Genomic DNA, 20,855 nt, shown 5'->3' on the forward strand with positions numbered 1-20,855 from the left:
GGCGCATTATAGGGAGTTCTCCGCAGGCCGCAACCGCTAAATGACAGAAAAATGACTGACTGCTGCATTCCACAGCAAAACCCCGCCTTATACCTTTTTACGCACAGACTTATCCACAATGATACGAAAAAGTAAAAATGTGCGAGCGTTGCGCAAACGTTTTCGTTAAAATGCTCGCGCTTCACAAGGATGCCTCGTCAGGTGTGTTAGATGAGTTTTTCACAGGAAAATTCATCTAACGCTCTCTGTAATCGTGAAATCCAGGGGATTTACCATGCAACAACGTCGTCCAGTCCGCCGCGCTCTGCTCAGTGTTTCTGATAAAGCCGGTATCGTCGAATTCGCTCAGGCACTTTCTGCACGTGGCGTAGAGCTGCTTTCTACAGGCGGTACCGCTCGCCTGTTAGCAGATAAAGGTCTGCCGGTAACCGAAGTGTCCGATTACACCGGTTTCCCGGAAATGATGGATGGACGCGTCAAAACCCTGCACCCGAAAGTGCACGGCGGTATTCTGGGCCGTCGCGGTCAGGACGACGGCATTATGGAGCAGCACAATATTGCCCCCATCGACATGGTGGTTGTTAACCTCTACCCGTTCGCCCAGACCGTTGCCCGCGAAGGCTGTTCTCTGGAAGACGCTGTTGAGAATATCGACATCGGCGGCCCGACCATGGTGCGCTCCGCAGCCAAGAACCATAAAGATGTGGCCATCGTGGTAAAGAGCAGTGACTACAACGCCATTATTAATGAGATGGATGCCAACGAAGGGTCCCTGACGCTTGAAACGCGTTTCGATCTCGCCATCAAAGCCTTCGAGCATACCGCCGCCTACGACAGCATGATCGCCAACTACTTCGGTAGCCTGGTACCTGCCTACCACGGTGAAAGCAAAGATCCATCTGGCCGCTTCCCGCGCACGCTGAACCTGAACTTCATTAAGAAGCAGGATATGCGTTACGGCGAGAACAGCCACCAGCAGGCTGCCTTCTATATAGAAGAAGAGGTAAAAGAAGCCTCTGTAGCGACTGCCCAGCAGGTACAGGGCAAAGCCCTCTCCTATAACAACATTGCCGATACCGACGCCGCGCTGGAATGCGTGAAAGAGTTCAGCGAGCCAGCCTGCGTTATCGTCAAGCACGCCAACCCATGCGGCGTTGCGGTAAGTGCGTCTATTCTGGAAGCTTACGATCGCGCCTACAAAACCGACCCGACCTCCGCGTTCGGCGGCATTATCGCCTTCAACCGCGAGCTGGATGCGGAAACCGCGCAGGCCATCATCTCCCGTCAGTTTGTCGAAGTGATCATCGCGCCATCAGCATCCGAAGAGGCGCTGAAAATCACCGCGGCGAAACAGAACGTGCGCGTACTGGTTTGCGGCCAGTGGGCAGAGCGCGTTCCAGGCCTGGACTTCAAGCGCGTGAACGGCGGGCTTCTGGTTCAGGACCGCGATCTGGGTATGGTGGGCGAAGCCGATCTGCGTGTCGTCACCAAACGTCAGCCAACCGAGCAGGAACTGCGTGACGCGCTGTTCTGCTGGAAAGTGGCGAAGTTCGTGAAATCCAACGCCATCGTCTACGCCAAAGAGAACATGACCATCGGAATAGGCGCAGGCCAGATGAGCCGCGTTTACTCTGCGAAAATCGCGGGTATTAAAGCAGGTGACGAAGGTCTGGAAGTCAAAGGTTCCGCCATGGCCTCTGACGCCTTCTTCCCGTTCCGCGACGGTATCGATGCGGCCGCTGCTGTGGGCATCACCTGTGTGATCCAGCCTGGCGGTTCAATCCGTGATGACGAAGTGATTGCCGCTGCCGACGAGCATGGCATCGCAATGATCTTCACCGACATGCGCCACTTCCGCCATTAATTCCCGGAGCAGAAAATGAAAGTATTAGTGATTGGTAACGGCGGGCGCGAGCACGCCCTGGCGTGGAAAGCAGCGCAGTCTCCGCAGGTTGAAACCGTCTTTGTGGCACCGGGTAACGCCGGGACCGCGCTGGAGCCCGCACTACAGAACGTCACCATCGGCGTAACCGATATCCCGGCGCTGCTGAGCTTTGCCCAAAACGAGAATATCGATCTGACGATTGTTGGCCCGGAAGCGCCGCTGGTGATCGGCGTTGTAGATGCCTTCCGCGCCGCGGGCCTGAAAATTTTCGGCCCAACGGAAGGGGCTGCGCAGCTGGAAGGCTCAAAAGCCTTCACCAAAGATTTTCTCGCGCGTCATAACATCCCGACGGCGGAATATCAGAACTTCACCGAGGTAGAGCCTGCTCTGGCTTACCTGCGTGAAAAAGGCGCGCCGATTGTGATCAAAGCCGACGGCCTGGCTGCCGGGAAAGGCGTTATCGTGGCGATGACCCTCGAAGAAGCGGAAGCCGCCGTGCAGGATATGCTGGCGGGTAACGCCTTTGGCGACGCGGGCCACCGCATCGTAATTGAAGAATTCCTCGACGGCGAAGAAGCGAGCTTTATCGTGATGGTTGACGGCGAGCACGTTCTGCCGATGGCGACCAGCCAGGATCACAAGCGCGTAGGCAATGCCGACACGGGGCCAAACACCGGCGGGATGGGAGCTTACTCCCCTGCTCCGGTGGTCACTGACGAAGTACACCAGCGCACCATGGACCGCATCATCTGGCCAACCGTGAAGGGGATGGCTGCGGAAGGCAATACCTACACCGGTTTCCTTTACGCAGGCCTGATGATCGACAAGCAGGGTAACCCGAAGGTGATTGAATTCAACTGCCGCTTCGGCGATCCGGAAACCCAGCCGATCATGCTGCGCATGAAGTCCGATCTGGTTGATCTGTGTCTGGCGGCGTGCGAAGGCAAGCTGGACGAGAAAACTTCCGAGTGGGACGAGCGTGCCTCTTTAGGTGTGGTGATTGCTGCGGGTGGCTATCCGGGTAGCTACAACACCGGAGATGAGATCCACGGCCTGCCGCTGGAAGAGATTGACGGTGCGAAGGTGTTCCACGCCGGTACAAAGCTCTCTGACGACGACCGCGTGCTCACCAACGGCGGTCGCGTGCTGTGTGCGACCGCGCTGGGCCAGACCGTGGCAGAGGCGCAGAAGCGCGCCTATGCGCTGATGGCGGATATTCACTGGAATGGCAGCTTCAGCCGCCAGGATATCGGCTATCGTGCCATTGCGCGGGAGCAGGGAGAGTAATTTCACACCCTCACCCTAACCCTCTCCCACAGGGAGAGGGGATTTACGTCAGAAACTCTTCTCTGTCGGCTGCCAGGTGCAGAAATCTTCATTCGCCACCAGCAACAGCTGAGAGCCTTCCGGCGCTTCCAGCCATGCCACACTCACCTCCACAGATGAATGCCGTTGACGACGCTGAATGTGTTCGGTTGCCCAGGATTCAAGCTCAGGCTTCACCGTCTGCCCTTCGCAGGTGGTCACCGTGCCGTCGGCATGCCAGCGCCCCTGGCGCAGCACCACGCGGCCCTGACGCAGCGCATCGCTGGTCTGGCGGAGTTGTTCAGCACGGTAGCGGTAGAGAGCGACCTGATCGCTGGAAAGCTGCTGTTTCAGTCCACTGACCTCATGCTGCATAAAGCTCAGCTCGCCGTGGTCGTCGAAACGCACCTTCACGTGTTCGGGAGTCTTACTGTAGATATTCAGTTCAATGAGCGACAGCGCATCGCCCTGCCAGCGGTATTCTGCGGTCGAGGTGTTGCCGTTATGCCACGGGCTGAATGCGGTGAGCATATGGACTTCATCGCTGGAATCTTTGCGCCAGATCCTGACCGCACCCTGGTTGTCAGCATAGCCGCTGGCGGTAAACGGGGGGAGTGAGGAATCATGGCTACAGGCAGAGAGCAACAGTACGCCTGCCAGCGCGAGCGTTCCACGCCAGAATGACAAAAGGGGCGTTGCCGCCCCTTCGTTAAAACTGTTCACTGCCACGCGTCTTACTTAACTGCGTCTTTCAGTGCTTTACCAGAAACAAATGCCGGCACGTTAGCTGCGGCGATTTTGATTTCTTTACCGGTCTGCGGGTTGCGGCCAGTACGCTCAGCGCGGTGGTTCACTTTGAAGGTACCGAAACCAACCAGTTGTACAGCATCGCCTTCTTTCAGAGACTCAGTAATAGCAGCCAGGGTAGATTCCAGAGCAGCTTTAGCCTGCACTTTAGACAGATCAGCCTTGTCCGCAATTACATCAATCAGTTGAGTCTTGTTCATAAGTTATCCTTTCAATGTGTTTATCGCTTGCTAAGCATCGAGTGCGACGAAAATGCCAAAAAAGCACTCTCCTGCATACACGCACCGATAGCCACTTTTTTTCGCCCCCCAAATGTAGACCAGACGGGGGGCGAAAGGGAAGAGTCGAGGAGTGACAAAACAGGCGTTAAATCACGTTTTGTTGTCTCATTGGTTAAAAATTATACCAATATTGCTCTCGCTGGCCTCGCGCAGGTCCGCGCGAAGCCCTTTGATCAGCTCAATATCACGTTCTTCACACTCCGCCAGCAGACGGAAAATTTCCCACTGAATATCCCATTCCTGTTCAACCGCCGGGTTAGCGCGCAGCTCTTCGTCGGTCATTTCACGGCCTTCCTGGGTCATTTCCAGCATCGCAACAGTGGTAATGGATGCCTTACTGACTTCAATGGCGTGTTCCAGGGTTTCACCGCTCAGACGGGAGTGGATCAGCTCGCTCAACGCCACACAGGCATCAATGGCCGGGTAGACGCCATACAGGTCGAAATCATCCGCAGCCGGAATAGCCTCTTCCAGCTTTTCGAGCTGAGAGTCAAAATTTACCTTCGCATCTTTGACCGTCAGCGTCTCCCAGATTAAATCCAGGATACGACGATAAATCTGGCCTTCGCCAAACGCCGTCTGCTTGCAGAACGCGGCATAGTTGGGATACATGCGCTCGCACAGGCAAGCCATAAACGTCACGTGCTGCCAGCTTTCCAGCTTCTCAAGGCGCAGATGAATCGGGTTTTGTAACATGATGATGTCTCGAATCGAAAATTAGCCGCAGTTTACCTGAATCACGGCTGAATTTCCTGCCAACGAATGAATGCCGGACGTGAAGAGGCCACGGCGTCAGCCCAGCGGGTTGGCTCAGGTAAACGGTAGCCCTTCATACAGCGTTGCACCCACGCCAGGGCGCTATCCATGCTGACCCGATGCCCGGTGGCGATAAACAACGGGTTGCAGCGCGCTTTACTGCGCCAGACCCACGCCAGCTGCTCGCCTTTATGGATAAGCGGCGCCAGTGCGCCCGGTTCGGCAGAGAGCGGCTCAAACGCGCCGCACAGGCGTTTTTTCGCCACGCCGATGGTCGGCACGTCCACCAGCAGACCAAAGTGGCTGGCGACGCCTAAGCGACGCGGATGGGAGATACCATGCCCATCAACAAACAGTAGATCGGGTTTTTGCGAGAGTTGCTCCCACGCGGCCAGCAGCGCGGGATATTCGCGGAAGGAGAGAAAGCCGGGGATATAGGGCATGGTGGTGGCGATACGCGCCACCTTGTACTCCACCAGCTCCAGCGAAGGGTATTTCAGCACCACCATCGCCGCTCGCGTCACTTCACCGCCCTGCTCAAATCCGACGTCCGCCCCGCCAATGTACCGCGGAGGGTCCGTATCCAGACGATCCTCGCGGATCACTGATGAAGCCAGTTCGATTTGCTGAGCGCGTAGCGACGCGAGATCCATAACCACTCCTTACTGATGATACTGGGCAGAAAGCCGATGCACCGCCTCCACAAATACGCCAGCGTGTTCTGGCGGTACATCCTGATGAATACCGTGACCGAGGTTGAAGACGTGGCCTTCGCCCTGGCCGAAACCAGACAGTATAGTCGACACTTCTTCTTCAATGCGGGCAGGCTGTGCATAGAGCATGGACGGGTCCATGTTGCCCTGGAGCGCTACTTTGTCCCCCACGCGACGGCGCGCATCGGCAATATCGGTGGTCCAGTCGAGGCCCAGCGCGTCGCAGCCGGTGGCCGCCATCGCTTCCAGCCACTGACCGCCGCCTTTGGTAAACAGCGTCACCGGCACGCGACGGCCTTCGTTTTCACGCAGCAGACCATCGACAATTTTGTGCATGTAGTACAGGGAGAACTGCTGATAATCACGTCCGGTCAGCACGCCGCCCCAGGTGTCGAAAATCATCACCGACTGCGCGCCCGCTTTAATCTGCGCGTTGAGATAGAGCGTGACGCTCTTCGCCAGCTTGTCGAGCAGGGCATGCAGGGCCAGCGGCTCGGCGTACATCATCTTTTTGATGACGGTAAAGACTTTGCTGCTACCGCCTTCCACCATATAGGTGGCCAGCGTCCACGGACTACCGGAGAAGCCAATCAGCGGCACGTCGCCTTTCAGTTCGCGGCGAATGGTGCGCACGGCGTTCATCACATAGCCCAGCTCGCCTTCCGGATCGGGGATCGGCAGCTTATCAACGTCAGCTTTGCTTTTGATCGGAGAGGTAAAACGCGGGCCCTCGCCGGTTTCGAAATAGAGCCCAAGGCCCATCGCATCCGGAATGGTGAGAATGTCCGAAAAAAGAATGGCGGCATCGAGCGGGAAGCGGCGCAGCGGCTGGAGCGTCACTTCACAGGCCAGCTCGGCGTTTTTGCACAGCGACATAAAATCGCCCGCCTGCGCGCGCGTGGCTTTGTACTCTGGCAGATAGCGTCCCGCCTGGCGCATCATCCACACCGGGGTGACATCAACGGGCTGGCGCAGCAGCGCACGCAGATAACGATCGTTCTTCAGTTCGGTCATTTTTGCAGTTCCTTATTGCGTCAGTCCGTCAGTGTAACACTACTCATACTCGGCCCGACACATTGCCACGGTATCTTCTATCAGGCGACGCGCCACCGTTCCCGGCGGGGGCAGCAGCGGTAAATCGTCGTAGCGATACCAGTTCGCCTCCAGCAGCTCTTTCTGATCGATAACAATCTCGCCGCTGTCGTATTCCGCCATAAACGCGGTCATCAGGGACATCGGGAACGGCCACGGCTGCGACGTCACATAGCGCAGGTTTTTCACCTTAATGCCGCTCTCCTCCATCACCTCGCGCGCCACCGCCTGTTCCAGCGTTTCGCCGACTTCCACGAACCCGGCGAGGACGGTGTGAATGCCGTTACGATGACGAGTATGCTGCGCCAGCAGGATGGAATCATCACGGCGGATGGCGACAATGATGCACGGTGCGATTTGCGGGTAGTAGCGTTCACGACAGTGGCCGCAGAGCATTGCCCACTCGGTTTTACTCGGGTGCATGGTGTGGCCGCAGTAGCCGCAGTATTTGTGCGAGCGATAAAACTCCGCCAGCTGCACGCCGCGCCCCGCCAGCTGGAACAGGCCGACATCCAGATCCAACACCTGACGAACGGATCCCATATCCTGACGACGAGCCTGTTGGATCAACCATACCGGATCGCCCTGCCACTCTCCGATCCGCAGCGCAGGTTGGCCGACGAGATCGAAGATGTCTGCCGCGCCGTAGGGTATCTCCCCACCGGGCAGCCATAATTTTTGTTCGTGACTGACGATCCACCAACCCAGATCTGATTTTTCAATAATACGATCCATATCTATTGCACTACCTTCGCTTCACTGACATGTTGTTAGCATTGTGGTTACATTTTGGATAAGCAGATCCCATTCTAAACCTTATGGAGTTGACCATGTTAAACCAGCTGGAAAGCCTGACTGAGCGCGTTGGAGGAAGTAACACCCTGGTGGATCGCTGGCTACATGTGCGCAAGCATCTACTCGTGGCGTATTACAATCTGGTTGGTCTTAAGCCTGGCAAAGAATCCTTTATGCGGCTGAATGAAAAAGCGCTGGACGACTTTTGTCAGAGCCTGGTCGACTACCTCTCCGACGGCCATTTCAACCTTTATGAACGCATTATTCGCGAAATGGAAGGGACAACGCCGTATTTAGCGGCCAGCAAACTCTGTCCGCTGCTGGAAGCCAACACCCAGCAGATCATGGACTACTACGATTCCACGCTGGAGAACGCTATCGATCACGATAACTATCTTGAGTTTCAGCAGGCGCTTTCCGACCTTGGCGAAGCGCTGGAAGAGCGATTCACGCTGGAAGACAAGCTCATCGCCCTCGTGCTGGACAACAACCTGAATATCAGCACCAGCGATAACGTTGCGCGCCCTGCTTGAGTTCTTAATCGTTAACGAGTAATTTACAACCATTCGCCCCTCTCACGAGGGGGATTTTTCTTGTCGGAGTGCCCAGTGTGAAAGCACGGGCTGAGACCGTTAATTCGGGATCCGCGGAACCTGATCAGGTTAATACCTGCGAAGGGAACAAGAGTCACACTGCTGTTGTATCGCCCCCCGGCGATCTTCTCTTGCTTCATCCGTCGTCTGACAAGCCATGTCCTTCACTTTTGGAATGAGCTATGTCTACTGCAAAACTGACCCGCCGCGAACAGCGCGAACACGCACAACGCTTCATCGACACCCTGGAAGGCACCGCTTTCCCGAACTCGAAACGCATCTACATTTCCGGCTCACAGGCTGATATCCGCGTCCCGATGCGCGAAATCCAGCTCAGCCCGACGCTTATCGGCGGCAGCAAAGAAAACCCGCAGTTTGAAGACAACGAAGCCGTGCCGGTATACGACACTTCCGGCCCGTACGGCGACCCTTCTGTTGCTATCAACGTACAGCAGGGTCTGGCAAAACTGCGCCAGCCGTGGATTGACGCCCGTAACGACTGCGAAGAACTGAGCGTGCGCAGCTCGGCGTATACCAACGCGCGCCTGGCCGACGACGGTCTGGACGCGCTGCGCTTTACCGGCCTGCTGACGCCGAAACGCGCTAAAGCGGGCAAATGCGTCACCCAGCTGCACTACGCGCGCCAGGGGATCGTCACGCCGGAGATGGAGTTCATCGCCATCCGCGAAAACATGGGCCGTGAGCGCATCCGCAGCGAAGTGCTGCGCCACCAGCATCCTGGTGAAGGGTTTGGCGCTCGCCTGCCGGAAAACATCACGCCGGAATTTGTGCGTGACGAAGTGGCCGCCGGGCGCGCCATTATCCCCGCCAACATCAACCACCCGGAATCCGAGCCGATGATTATCGGCCGCAACTTCCTGGTGAAGGTCAACGCCAATATCGGCAACTCAGCGGTGACGTCATCCATCGAAGAAGAGGTGGAAAAGCTGGTCTGGTCGACGCGCTGGGGCGCGGACACGGTGATGGATCTGTCCACTGGCCGTTATATTCACGAAACCCGCGAATGGATCCTGCGTAACAGCCCGGTGCCGATCGGTACCGTCCCGATTTATCAGGCGCTGGAGAAGGTCAACGGCATCGCCGAAAACCTCACCTGGGAAGCGTTCCGCGACACGCTGCTGGAGCAGGCCGAGCAGGGCGTGGACTACTTCACCATCCACGCGGGCGTGCTGCTGCGCTACGTGCCGATGACGGCGAAACGTCTGACCGGTATCGTCTCACGCGGCGGTTCGATTATGGCGAAATGGTGCCTTTCCCATCATCAGGAAAACTTCCTCTACGAGCACTTCCGCGAAATCTGCGAAATTTGCGCCGCGTACGACGTCTCCCTGTCGCTGGGCGACGGCCTGCGCCCGGGCTCCATCCGCGATGCTAACGACGAGGCGCAGTTTGCCGAGCTGCACACGCTGGGCGAGCTGACCAAAATCGCCTGGGAGTACGACGTGCAGGTGATGATTGAAGGCCCGGGCCATGTGCCGATGCAGATGATCCGTCGCAACATGACCGAAGAGCTGGAGCACTGCCACGAAGCACCGTTCTACACCCTGGGGCCGTTGACCACCGATATTGCGCCGGGCTACGATCACTTCACGTCAGGCATTGGCGCGGCGATGATCGGCTGGTTCGGCTGCGCCATGCTCTGCTACGTGACGCCGAAAGAGCACCTCGGGCTGCCAAACAAAGAGGACGTGAAGCAGGGGCTGATCACCTACAAGATTGCCGCCCACGCGGCGGATCTGGCGAAAGGCCATCCGGGCGCGCAAATCCGCGACAACGCCATGTCCAAAGCGCGCTTTGAATTCCGCTGGGAAGACCAGTTTAACCTGGCCCTCGATCCGTTCACCGCCCGCGCCTATCACGACGAAACCCTGCCGCAGGAATCGGGCAAAGTTGCGCACTTCTGCTCCATGTGTGGACCTAAATTCTGCTCGATGAAGATCAGCCAGGAAGTACGCGATTACGCCGCCGCGCAGACCATTGAAGTCGGCATGGCGGACATGTCGGAAACCTTCCGCGCGAAAGGCGGCGAAATCTACCTCAAAAAGGAGGAGGCGTAATGTACCAGCCCGATTTCCCCTCCGTGCCCTTCCGCTTAGGGCTTTACCCGGTGGTGGACAGCGTGGAGTGGATCGCCCGCCTGCTGGAAGCTGGCGTTCGCACCCTCCAGCTACGCATCAAGGATAAACGCGATGAAGAGGTGGAGGCCGACGTGATCGCCGCTATCGCGCTGGGACGTCGCTACCACGCCCGCCTGTTTATCAACGACTACTGGCGGCTGGCGGTTAAACACCAGGCGTACGGCGTGCATCTGGGACAGGAAGATCTGGAAACGACCGATCTCAACGCGATCCGTGACGCCGGTCTGCGGCTGGGCGTCTCCACCCACGACGATATGGAGATCGACGTGGCGCTGGCGGCCCGCCCCTCTTACATCGCGCTCGGGCACGTTTTCCCAACGCAAACCAAACAGATGCCGTCCGCTCCACAGGGTTTGACGCAGCTGGCGGCCCACGTTAAGCGCCTTGCCGATTACCCCACCGTCGCCATCGGCGGGATCAGTCTTGAACGTGCGCCCGCGGTGCTGGAGACCGGCGTCGGCAGTATCGCCGTCGTCAGCGCTATCACCCAGGCGGCAGACTGGCAGGCCGCCACCGCGCAGCTTTTACAACTGGCAGGAGCAGGTGATGAAAGATCGTGATTTTATGCGTTACAGCCGCCAGATCCTGCTGGAGGATATCGCCATCGAGGGGCAGCAAAAGCTGCTCGCCAGCCGGGTACTGATTGTCGGTCTGGGCGGATTAGGCACCCCCGCCGCGCTGTATCTGGCCGGCGCGGGCGTGGGCACGCTGGTGCTGGCCGATGACGACGAGGTACATCTCAGCAATCTGCAACGGCAAATTCTCTTTACGACAGAAGATATCAACCAGCCTAAAGCGCACGTTACGCGCCAGCGGCTGAACCAGCTTAACCCCGATATCGAACTGGTCGCACTCCAGACGCGGCTGAGCGGGGAAGATCTGCAACGCGAAGTGGCCCTTGCCGACGTGGTGCTGGACTGTACGGACAATATGGCGACACGTCAGGCCATCAACGCGGCCTGTGTTGCGCAGAACACGCCGCTGATCACCGCCAGCGCGGTCGGTTTCGGTGGGCAAATAATGGTGCTTACGCCGCCTTGGGCACAGGGCTGCTACCGCTGCCTGTGGCCGGACGAGGCTGAACCGGAGCGTAACTGCCGCACGGCAGGCATTCTGGGCCCGGTGGTGGGCGTGATGGGTACTCTTCAGGCGCTGGAGGCCATCAAGTTGCTCAGCGGCATGGAGACAGAACGCAACACGCTGCGGCTGTTCGACGCCCGCTCCAGCGGCTGGCGTCATCTGGCGTTAAACCGTGCCAGCCACTGCCCGGTATGCGGAGGCCGCAATGCGCATTCTGTTTAACGATGAGCCGATGACGTGCGACGACGATCTCACCGTTGCCGCCCTGCTCGACATGCTGCGCCAGCTGAAGCCGGGAACGGCGCTGGCGCTCAATCAACAGATCCTGCCGCGCGAGCGGTGGGAACATCAGCAGGTCAATGAGGGCGACCAGATCCTGCTGTTTCAGGTTATCGCAGGGGGCTGAGATGTTACGTATTGCCGACAAAGTCTTTGATTCACATCTGTTCACCGGAACCGGAAAATTCGCCTCCCCGCAACTGATGGTGGATGCCATTCGTGAAAGCGGCAGCCAGCTGGTGACGCTGGCGATGAAGCGCGTGGATTTGCGTCAGCACAACGATGCCATACTTGCGCCGTTACTGGAGGCAGGCGTGACGCTCTTACCGAATACCTCCGGTGCGAAAACGGCCGAGGAAGCAATTTTCGCTGCGCAACTGGCGCGGGAAGCGCTCGGCACCCGCTGGCTGAAGCTGGAAATTCATCCGGACGCCCGCTGGCTGTTGCCCGATCCGATCGAAACCCTGAAAGCGGCAGAGAAGCTGGTGCAGCAGGGATTCACCGTTCTGCCCTACTGTGGTGCCGACCCCGTGCTCTGTAAGCGTCTGGAAGAGGTCGGCTGCGCGGCCGTAATGCCGCTGGGCGCCCCCATTGGCTCCAACCAGGGGCTGGAGACCCGCGCGATGCTGGAAATCATTATTGAGCAGGCGACCGTGCCCGTGGTGGTGGATGCGGGCATCGGCGTACCCAGTCACGCCGCGCAGGCGCTGGAGATAGGGGCCGATGCGGTGCTGGTCAATACCGCGATTGCGGTGGCCGACGACCCGGTGATGATGGCGCGTGCGTTCCGCCTTGCCGTGGAGTCCGGTCTGCTGGCTCGGCAGTCCGGCCCCGGCTCGCGCAGTGTTCAGGCGCAGGCCACCAGCCCGCTGACCGATTTTCTGGAGGCGCTCTGATGGCTACCTTTACCGATCGCTGGCGTCAGCTTAACTGGGACGATATTGCCTTACGCATCAACAGTAAAACCTCTGCGGACGTAGAGCGGGCATTAACAGCCAAACATTTGACGCGCGAGGATTTGATGGCCCTGCTTTCTCCGGCAGCCAGCGCGTACCTTGAACCAATGGCCCAGCGCGCGCAACGCCTCACCCGCCAGCGTTTTGGCAACACGGTGAGCTTTTACGTGCCGCTCTATCTTTCTAACCTGTGCGCCAACGACTGCACCTACTGTGGTTTCTCCATGAGCAACCGTATTAAGCGTAAAACGCTGGATGAGCATGAGATCGCCCGCGAGTGTGCGGCTATTCGTGAGATGGGTTTTGAACATCTCCTGCTGGTGACGGGTGAACATCAGGGCAAAGTGGGGATGGACTATTTTCGCCAGCATCTTCCAGCCATCCGCCGCGAATTTGCCTCGTTGCAAATGGAAGTGCAGCCTCTGTCGCAGGAGGAATATGCGGAGCTGAAAACCCTCGGGCTGGACGGCGTAATGGTTTATCAGGAAACCTACCATGAGGCGACCTATGCCCGGCATCACCTGAAAGGGAAGAAGCAGGATTTCATCTTCCGGCTGGAAACGCCGGACAGGCTGGGGCGCGCCGGTATCGATAAAATTGGGCTGGGCGCGCTTATCGGTCTGTCCGACAGCTGGCGGGTGGACTGCTATATGGTGGCGGAGCATCTGCTGTGGCTACAGCAGCAGTACTGGCAAAGCCGCTATTCCATCTCTTTCCCGCGGCTGCGTCCCTGTACGGGAGGCGTTGAACCCGCCTCGCTGATGGATGAGCGCCAGCTGGTGCAAACCCTGTGTGCATTTCGCCTGTTCGCGCCGGAAGTGGAATTGTCGCTCTCCACGCGTGAATCCCCCGCGTTTCGCGACCGCGCGATCCCGCTGGCGATCAATAACGTCAGCGCCTTTTCCAAAACGCAGCCGGGCGGTTACGCGGACGATCACCCGGAACTGGAACAGTTTGCACCGCACGACGGCCGACGGCCCGAAGCGGTGGCGGAAGCCCTGACTGCACAGGGGCTACAGCCGGTGTGGAAAGACTGGGATAGCTGGCTGGGAAGAGCCTCGCATTAGCGCTGAAACTGTCTGCAAAAATGCGAAAAGGTTACGAGGCGGCTCGTAAGATCATAACCGGGCGATTGAGGCGATCTGCCCGGTTTTCTTATGCTTAACCACGTCAGCAACGGACGCTGACCAGGGTGAAAATGCTTCTTCCTCGTTTCGCCCTGCCCTCCGCCTCTTAAACAAAATTCAATTGATACAATAAATACGTCGTTTCTTATCTACGCTTAAGATAAATCATCTCGTCGGTAATCGCCTTCTGTATAATTTACTATCAGCAACCGGACAGCGACTATGCTGAGGGTATCGACAGACGCAACGCGTCTACCATCTGGATTGATGTACAACTCATGGCACTCCACAGTAAAAAGCTTTCTTTTACCCGGCCAATTATGGTCAGCTTCGCGGGGATCCTGTTCAGTTTCGCGCTGATCGCCGTCCTGGTCGTCCTTTCACAGAGAAAGGATTTTCTTGAGGATTATCATAAGATTAATGGTAACTTCACCCATAATCTGGCGGTGAACTATACCGAATCCATCCTGCGAGAAAATGACTATATTCTTGGTCGCGCTGCGATGTACTTCGCCCGTAATGACAGAGTGAATCAGACAATAAATATCGATCCGACACACGGTTTGCAGATGTTGATGCATTTGCAGAACCTGATGCCGACGGTGTCGTCTATCTCTCTGGCGGACACAGAAGGGCGCCATCTGCGCGCGCCGGAAGTGCTGCCAACGGAGAAAAGTAAGTCGTTCGACGCCAGAACCCGCCCATGGTTTGTCGGGCAAGCGGAAGCCAGCAACTTTCCTCACTACACCCGCCCCTATCTGGACTATTTCACCCAACATCCTACTGTCACCCTCTATAAGCCGGTCATTTCACCGGAAGGCCGTCTGAAGGGCACGCTCGCTTTCCATCTTGATTTAACGTCCATGGGGTATACCCTGCGCCAGATGGTGGCGCCGGTTCAGGGTGAGTTTTTTGTCGTGGAGCGTGACGGCGCCGTTGTGCTGCATCCGGACACGGGGGCGCTCTTTAAGCAGTACGTAAGCGAAGCGCTGATGGACAAAATGACCAGCGGCGAAGGCCATCTTTTCGACCCCAAAAGTAAAACCTGGTATTACTACTACTCTTTCACCAATCCGGACTGGTTTGTGATTTATCGGGTCTCCGATGCCACGCTTACCGTCATCACCCGGCATGAAACCACCGTCGTCGGCTGGGGATTTGCGCTGGCGGCAATCATCATCATTTTGTTCGGGCTTTACCTTCGTCATGCCTCGCGTTCTGTGCTGATGAACATTATCAACGCCATCAAAACCGGCGACGTCAACCAGGCACCACGCCTTGAGGCGATGCTCAGCCATACCATTCGAACCAATAAAGAACGCGAGCTGGCCTATGTCCGTCAGGCCACCCATGATGCGCTGACAGGCTGCAAAAATCGCCGTGCGTTCGATAACGATGTGGATGAGCTGCTTACTGCTCATCAACCCTTCGTTCTGGCGCTGATCGACATCGATAACTTCAAATCCATTAACGACACCTGGGGCCACCTGAGCGGGGATATTGTGCTGCGCAACGTGGCGCGGGAAGGTATTCAGATCATGCAGCCGCACCACGTTTCCGTTTACCGCTACGGTGGAGAAGAGTTCGGCGTGATATTCCCGGCCGAGCTGATGAACTCCGCGCACACGCTACTGGAAGCCTGGCGCACCGCCGTTGAAAAGCGGACCTGGCGGGAAGAGAATCTGCGAGTGACCTTCAGCGCCGGGATGGGGGAGTGGCACTTCGAACCGCTGGAACAATTTATCGGTAGCGTAGATGAAGCGCTGTATACCGCTAAACAACAGGGTAAAAACCGCATCGTAAGCACGGCCAGCCGATAATACCCTTACTCAAATTCTGCCCGATCTGACGGGCAGAATGCTCTCCGCTGTAAAATTGTAACCGGTTTCAGGAAAATGCCGATTTCTTTGTGATGCCTGACACACAATCGCGGTAAAGCGGTTGTTGAAGCGGTCTGCACGGGATAATTATCAATAAACACATGTAGATCGAGGCTGACTATGAAGAACATCGTTTTATGCTGTGCAGCGGGAATGTCAACCAGCATGCTGGTTCAACGTATGAAAGATGCCGCGCAGAAAAAAGGAGTCGAAGTAACCATTAAAGCCGTTCCGGTCGCGGAGTTTAAAGATAACATCGCGACGGCTGATATCGTATTACTGGGGCCACAGGTTAAATACGAACAGGCAAAACTCCAGGCGCAGGCCGATCCGCTCGGAAAAAAGGTTGCGGTCATCGACATGATGGATTACGGCATGATGAAAGGTGATGCCGTACTGGAAAAAGCGCTCAAACTTCTGGAGTCATAATGGAAGACTTAGAAACCACGATTATGGAACTGCTTGTCAACGCAGGCGCAGCGCGCAGCGCGGCCCTGACGGCGTTGCAGATGGCGCGAAAAGGCGACTTTGATGAAGCCGAGAAAGCGATGGAAGAATCGCGTGAATATGTGAAACATGCGCATACGATCCAGACGCAGCTTATCGGTCTTGATGAAGGGACCGGGAAACTTCCGGTTAACCTGATCACCGTTCACTCTCAGGATCACCTGATGAACGCGATGGTTATTCAGGATCTGGCGGGCGATATGATTGAGCTTTATCGACGTATCCCGTTAGTGAACTGAAGACATACAGATGTAAAAAAACCCGCCGAGGCGGGTTTTTTATTGTCGGGTGGCGCTACGCTTACCCGACCTGTGATTCATATGCCCGGTAATTTTACCTACCGGGCATCAACGATTACTCGTTGTCGGAACCGCCCAGACCTGCGTTCAGCAGTTCTGCAAGGCTCGCGGATGCATCTTCGGCAGTCACCTGCGGTGCAGCTGGCAGTTCGCCCGCTGCGCGACGACGCATACGATCCTGGTGGTACGCATAACCGGTACCGGCCGGGATCAGACGACCCACGATAACGTTCTCTTTCAGACCGCGCAGTTCATCACGTTTACCTGCAACAGCCGCTTCGGTCAGGACACGAGTGGTTTCCTGGAACGATGCAGCAGAGATGAAGGACTCGGTTGCCAGAGACGCTTTGGTGATACCCAGCAGATCGCGTGCGAAGGTCGCACCGATTTTGCCGTTCGCTTCCAGATCGCGGTTAGCGATCTTAACGCGTGAGTATTCAACCTGCTCGCCTTCCAGGAAGTCGGAGCTGCCCGCGTTTTCGATGGTTGCTTTACGCAGCATCTGACGAACGATAACTTCAATGTGTTTATCGTTAATCTTAACGCCTTGCAGACGGTATACGTCCTGTACTTCGTTAACAATGTAACGGGTAACAGCATGCACACCACGCAGACGCAGGATGTCGTGCGGCGCTTCTGGACCATCGGAAACCACGTCACCACGTTCTACGCGTTCACCTTCGAACACGTTGAGCTGACGCCACTTAGGAATCATCTCTTCGTACGGCTCGCTGCCATCTACTGGCGTAATAACCAGGCGGCGCTTACCTTTGGTCTCTTTACCGAAGGAGATGATACCGCTGATTTCAGCCAGGATCGCAGGCTCTTTCGGACGACGTGCTTCGAACAGGTCCGCAACGCGTGGCAGACCACCGGTGATGTCCTTGGTACCGCCGGATTCCTGAGGAATACGCGCCAGGGTGTCACCAGAGCTGATCTGTACGCCATCTTCCAGCTGTACAATCGCTTTACCCGGCAGGAAGTACTGCGCAGGCATATCGGTACCAGGGATCAGAACGTCGTTGCCCTGAGCATCAACGATTTTCAGTGCAGGACGCAGATCTTTACCGCCGGTAGTACGTTCAGCAGAATCCAGAACCACCAGAGAAGACAGACCGGTCAGCTCGTCGGTCTGACGAGTAATGGTCTGGCCGTCGATCATGTCAGTGAAGCGGATGAAACCACTTACTTCGGTGATAACCGGCATGGTGTGTGGATCCCAGTTTGCAACGGTTTCACCGCCAGCAACCTGCTCGCCATCACCTTTCGCCATAACCGCACCGTAAGGCACTTTATAGCTCTCTTTGGTACGACCGAATTCGTCGATCAGCTTCAGCTCGGTGTTACGGGAAGTGATAACCAGTTTACCGCTGGAGTTCACAACCGACTTCGCGTTGCTGAGCTTGATGCTACCTTTGTTTTTCACCTGGATGCTGGATTCAGCAGCCGCACGAGATGCCGCACCACCGATGTGGAACGTACGCATCGTCAGCTGTGTACCCGGCTCACCGATGGACTGTGCCGCGATAACGCCGATAGCCTCACCTTTGTTGATGATGTGGCCACGCGCCAGGTCACGACCGTAGCAGTGCGCACACACACCAAAGTCGGTGTCACAGGATACAACGGAACGCACTTTCACGGAGTCAACAGAGTTCGCTTCCAGCAGGTCACACCACTGTTCGTGCAGCAGGGTGTTGCGTGGAACCAGAATGTCTGCGGTGCCCGGCTTCAGAATGTCTTCCGCGGTCACACGACCCAGTACGCGATCGCGCAGCGGCTCTTTAACATCACCACCCTCGATAACCGGGGTCATGGTGATACCTTCGAGGGTGCCACAATCGTCTTCAGTCACAACCAGATCCTGCGCAACGTCAACCAGACGACGCGTCAGATAACCGGAGTTCGCCGTTTTCAGTGCGGTATCCGCCAGACCTTTACGCGCACCGTGCGTGGAGATGAAGTACTGGAGTACGTTCAGACCTTCACGGAAGTTCGCGGTGATTGGCGTTTCGATGATGGAGCCATCTGGCTTCGCCATCAGACCACGCATACCTGCCAGCTGACGAATCTGTGCCGCAGAACCACGCGCACCGGAGTCGGCCATCATGTAGATGCTGTTGAAGGAGACCTGCTGCTCTTCTACGCCGTCACGGTTAATCACGGTTTCGGTTTGCAGGTTATCCATCATCGCTTTAGATACACGATCGTTCGCCGCAGCCCAGATATCGATAACTTTGTTGTAACGTTCGCCTGCGGTTACCAGACCAGACTGGAACTGCTCCTGGATCTCAGCAACTTCAGCTTCCGCTTCAGAGATGATCTCGTGTTTCTTCTCTGGGATGACCATGTCATCGATACCAACAGATGCACCTGAACGCGCTGCATAAGCAAAGCCGGTGTACATTGTCTGGTCAGCGAAGATAACGGTCGGCTTCAGACCCAGAATGCGGTAACAGGTGTTCAGCATTTTGGAGATCGCTTTCTTGCCCAGCGCCTGGTTGACGATGGAGAAAGGCAGACCTTTCGGTACGATCATCCACAGAATAGCACGGCCAACGGTCGTGTCTTTCAGGCTGGTGTGCGCAACGAACTCGCCGTTTTCATCTTTTTCGTATTCGGTGATACGCACTTTAACGCGCGCATGCAGAGAGGCCAGGCCAGCGCGATAAATACGCTCAGCTTCTTTCGGGCCAGTCAGCACCATGCCTTCGCCTTTGGCGTTAACACAGTCACGGGTCATGTAGTACAGACCCAGTACAACGTCCTGAGAAGGAACGATGATAGGTTCACCGTTCGCTGGAGACAGGATGTTGTTGGTAGACATCATCAGCGCACGCGCTTCGAGCTGGGCTTCCAGCGTCAGCGGTACGTGAACAGCCATCTGGTCACCATCGAAGTCGGCGTTATAGGCCGCACAAACCAGCGGGTGCAACTGGATCGCTTTACCTTCGATCAGGACTGGCTCAAAGGCCTGGATACCCAGACGGTGCAGAGTTGGTGCACGGTTCAGCAGTACCGGGTGTTCGCGGATCACTTCGTCCAGGATATCCCAAACGACAGCTTCTTCACGCTCAACCATTTTCTTCGCGGCTTTGATGGTGGTGGCGAGGCCACGCAGTTCCAGCTTGCCGTAGATGAACGGTTTGAACAGCTCCAGTGCCATTTTCTTCGGCAGACCGCACTGATGCAGACGCAGGTATGGACCTACGGTGATTACAGAACGACCGGAGTAGTCAACACGCTTACCGAGCAGGTTCTGACGGAAACGACCCTGCTTACCTTTGATCATGTCGGCCAAAGATTTCAGAGGACGTTTGTTAGAACCGGTGATCGCACGACCACGACGACCGTTATCCAACAGGGCATCGACTGCTTCCTGAAGCATACGTTTTTCGTTGCGTACGATGATGTCCGGCGCAGCCAGATCCAGCAGACGTTTCAGACGGTTGTTACGGTTGATCACGCGACGGTACAGATCGTTCAGATCCGACGTTGCGAAACGACCACCATCCAGCGGAACCAGCGGACGCAGATCTGGCGGCAGAACCGGCAGAACGGTCAGGATCATCCACTCTGGTTTGTTACCAGACTGAACGAACGCTTCCAGCAGTTTGATACGCTTGGTCAGCTTTTTACGCTTGGTTTCGGAGTTGGTTTCGTTCAGCTCTTCGCGCAGAGTTTCACACTCTTGCTCCAGATCCATGCTCTTCAGCAGGGCCTGGATAGCTTCCGCACCCATCTTCGCGTCGAATTCGTCACCGAACTCTTCCAGCGCGTCCAGATACTGTTCTTCGGTCAGGATCTGGTTACGTTCCAGATTGGTCATCCCGCCTTCGATAACCACATAAGATTCGAAGTACAGAACACGTTCGATATCGCGCAGCGGCATATCCAGCAGCAGACCGATACGGGACGGCAGAGATTTCAGGAACCAGATGTGAGCGGTCGGAGACGCCAGCTCGATGTGGCCCATACGCTCACGGCGTACTTTGGTCTGGGTCACTTCAACGCCGCACTTCTCACAGATCACACCACGGTGTTTCAGGCGCTTGTACTTACCGCACAGGCACTCGTAATCTTTTACTGGCCCGAAAATACGCGCACAGAAAAGGCCGTCACGCTCAGGTTTGAACGTACGGTAGTTAATGGTTTCCGGCTTTTTAACTTCACCGAAAGACCATGAACGGATCATGTCTGGCGAAGCCAGAGCAATTTTGATCGCATCAAACTCTTCGGTTTTAGTTTGCGCTTTCAGAAACTTTAATAAGTCTTTCACGGATTTGCTCCCGTCGGAGTTAGCACACTCTGCTGTCGGGCGTTAACCCGACAGCAGTGACC

General features: G+C 56.5%; 19 protein-coding genes and 1 riboswitch. Of the genes, 12 read left to right on the forward strand and 7 right to left on the reverse strand.

What is annotated here, in order from left to right; translation table 11 throughout:
* Positions 1 to 274 precede the first annotated feature (274 nt).
* Both purH and purD read left to right on the forward strand, forming a co-directional pair.
* A complete protein-coding gene (purH, locus tag INF61_RS10310; RefSeq protein ID WP_023295751.1) occupies positions 275 to 1,864 on the forward strand; it encodes a bifunctional phosphoribosylaminoimidazolecarboxamide formyltransferase/IMP cyclohydrolase in 1,590 nt (529 codons plus the stop codon).
* Between the two features lie 15 nt (positions 1,865 to 1,879).
* Complete coding sequence (gene purD, locus INF61_RS10315) at positions 1,880 to 3,172, forward strand: phosphoribosylamine--glycine ligase (protein ID WP_193547754.1); 1,293 nt, start codon at positions 1,880 to 1,882, stop codon at positions 3,170 to 3,172.
* A 48-nt stretch (positions 3,173 to 3,220) separates the two neighbouring features.
* On the opposite strand, the gene INF61_RS10320 is transcribed toward purD, so the two are convergent.
* The 6 genes from INF61_RS10320 to nudC all read right to left on the reverse strand — a co-directional run bounded on the left by INF61_RS10320 (position 3,221) and on the right by nudC (position 7,574).
* Positions 3,221 to 3,913, reverse strand: a complete 693-nt coding sequence (locus INF61_RS10320; protein WP_017384076.1) for a DUF1481 domain-containing protein — start codon at positions 3,911 to 3,913, stop codon at positions 3,221 to 3,223.
* A gap of 11 nt (positions 3,914 to 3,924) precedes the next feature.
* Positions 3,925 to 4,197, reverse strand: a complete 273-nt coding sequence (gene hupA / locus INF61_RS10325) for a nucleoid-associated protein HU-alpha (RefSeq protein ID WP_002445246.1) — start codon at positions 4,195 to 4,197, stop codon at positions 3,925 to 3,927.
* A gap of 186 nt (positions 4,198 to 4,383) precedes the next feature.
* A complete protein-coding gene (locus INF61_RS10330; RefSeq protein ID WP_193547755.1) occupies positions 4,384 to 4,974 on the reverse strand; it encodes a YjaG family protein in 591 nt (196 codons plus the stop codon).
* 41 nt (positions 4,975 to 5,015) lie between these two features.
* The gene (nfi, locus tag INF61_RS10335) at positions 5,016 to 5,687 is read right to left on the reverse strand and encodes a deoxyribonuclease V (protein WP_003862312.1); all 672 of its coding nucleotides are present in this window, start codon (positions 5,685 to 5,687) and stop codon (positions 5,016 to 5,018) included.
* Between the two features lie 9 nt (positions 5,688 to 5,696).
* A complete protein-coding gene (hemE, locus tag INF61_RS10340; protein WP_193547756.1) occupies positions 5,697 to 6,761 on the reverse strand; it encodes a uroporphyrinogen decarboxylase in 1,065 nt (354 codons plus the stop codon).
* A 39-nt stretch (positions 6,762 to 6,800) separates the two neighbouring features.
* Positions 6,801 to 7,574, reverse strand: coding sequence for an NAD(+) diphosphatase (gene nudC, locus INF61_RS10345; protein WP_047052401.1), 774 nt, complete (start codon positions 7,572 to 7,574; stop codon positions 6,801 to 6,803).
* 95 nt (positions 7,575 to 7,669) lie between these two features.
* Between nudC and INF61_RS10350 the strand changes: the two genes are divergently transcribed.
* From INF61_RS10350 to INF61_RS10395, 10 genes are all read left to right on the forward strand, one after another.
* Positions 7,670 to 8,167, forward strand: a complete 498-nt coding sequence (locus tag INF61_RS10350; RefSeq protein WP_017384077.1) for an Rsd/AlgQ family anti-sigma factor — start codon at positions 7,670 to 7,672, stop codon at positions 8,165 to 8,167.
* Between the two features lie 54 nt (positions 8,168 to 8,221).
* Positions 8,222 to 8,331, forward strand: a riboswitch (TPP riboswitch).
* A gap of 78 nt (positions 8,332 to 8,409) precedes the next feature.
* Entirely contained in the window at positions 8,410 to 10,305 is a 1,896-nt protein-coding gene (gene thiC / locus INF61_RS10355) for a phosphomethylpyrimidine synthase ThiC (RefSeq protein ID WP_023302919.1), read from the forward strand.
* Positions 10,305 to 10,946: a thiamine phosphate synthase gene (thiE, locus tag INF61_RS10360; RefSeq protein ID WP_032672126.1), complete on the forward strand. Its 642-nt coding sequence runs from the start codon at positions 10,305 to 10,307 to the stop codon at positions 10,944 to 10,946. Before thiC ends, thiE begins: the two co-directional genes overlap by 1 nt.
* Positions 10,933 to 11,688: a thiazole biosynthesis adenylyltransferase ThiF gene (gene thiF, locus INF61_RS10365; protein ID WP_023302918.1), complete on the forward strand. Its 756-nt coding sequence runs from the start codon at positions 10,933 to 10,935 to the stop codon at positions 11,686 to 11,688. The genes thiE and thiF overlap by 14 nt, the downstream gene beginning before the upstream one ends.
* Positions 11,672 to 11,872 (forward strand): sulfur carrier protein ThiS, encoded by a 201-nt coding sequence (gene thiS, locus INF61_RS10370; protein ID WP_015569971.1) that lies wholly within the window; start codon positions 11,672 to 11,674, stop codon positions 11,870 to 11,872. The genes thiF and thiS overlap by 17 nt, the downstream gene beginning before the upstream one ends.
* Before the next feature lies 1 nt (position 11,873).
* Positions 11,874 to 12,641 (forward strand): thiazole synthase, encoded by a 768-nt coding sequence (gene thiG / locus INF61_RS10375; protein WP_015569972.1) that lies wholly within the window; start codon positions 11,874 to 11,876, stop codon positions 12,639 to 12,641.
* Positions 12,641 to 13,768, forward strand: coding sequence for a 2-iminoacetate synthase ThiH (gene thiH, locus INF61_RS10380; protein WP_015569973.1), 1,128 nt, complete (start codon positions 12,641 to 12,643; stop codon positions 13,766 to 13,768). The genes thiG and thiH overlap by 1 nt, the downstream gene beginning before the upstream one ends.
* Before the next feature lie 338 nt (positions 13,769 to 14,106).
* A complete protein-coding gene (locus INF61_RS10385; protein ID WP_193547757.1) occupies positions 14,107 to 15,648 on the forward strand; it encodes a sensor domain-containing diguanylate cyclase in 1,542 nt (513 codons plus the stop codon).
* 180 nt (positions 15,649 to 15,828) lie between these two features.
* Positions 15,829 to 16,137, forward strand: coding sequence for a PTS sugar transporter subunit IIB (locus INF61_RS10390; RefSeq protein ID WP_010425948.1), 309 nt, complete (start codon positions 15,829 to 15,831; stop codon positions 16,135 to 16,137).
* Complete coding sequence (locus tag INF61_RS10395; RefSeq protein WP_003862327.1) at positions 16,137 to 16,454, forward strand: PTS lactose/cellobiose transporter subunit IIA; 318 nt, start codon at positions 16,137 to 16,139, stop codon at positions 16,452 to 16,454. Before INF61_RS10390 ends, INF61_RS10395 begins: the two co-directional genes overlap by 1 nt.
* Positions 16,455 to 16,569: 115 nt before the next feature.
* On the opposite strand, the gene rpoC is transcribed toward INF61_RS10395, so the two are convergent.
* Complete coding sequence (rpoC, locus tag INF61_RS10400) at positions 16,570 to 20,793, reverse strand: DNA-directed RNA polymerase subunit beta' (protein ID WP_017384083.1); 4,224 nt, start codon at positions 20,791 to 20,793, stop codon at positions 16,570 to 16,572.
* Positions 20,794 to 20,855 lie beyond the last annotated feature (62 nt).

The organism is Enterobacter cloacae complex sp. P18RS (genome assembly GCF_014982105.1).
GTDB classification, from domain to species: domain Bacteria; phylum Pseudomonadota; class Gammaproteobacteria; order Enterobacterales; family Enterobacteriaceae; genus Enterobacter; species Enterobacter hormaechei_C.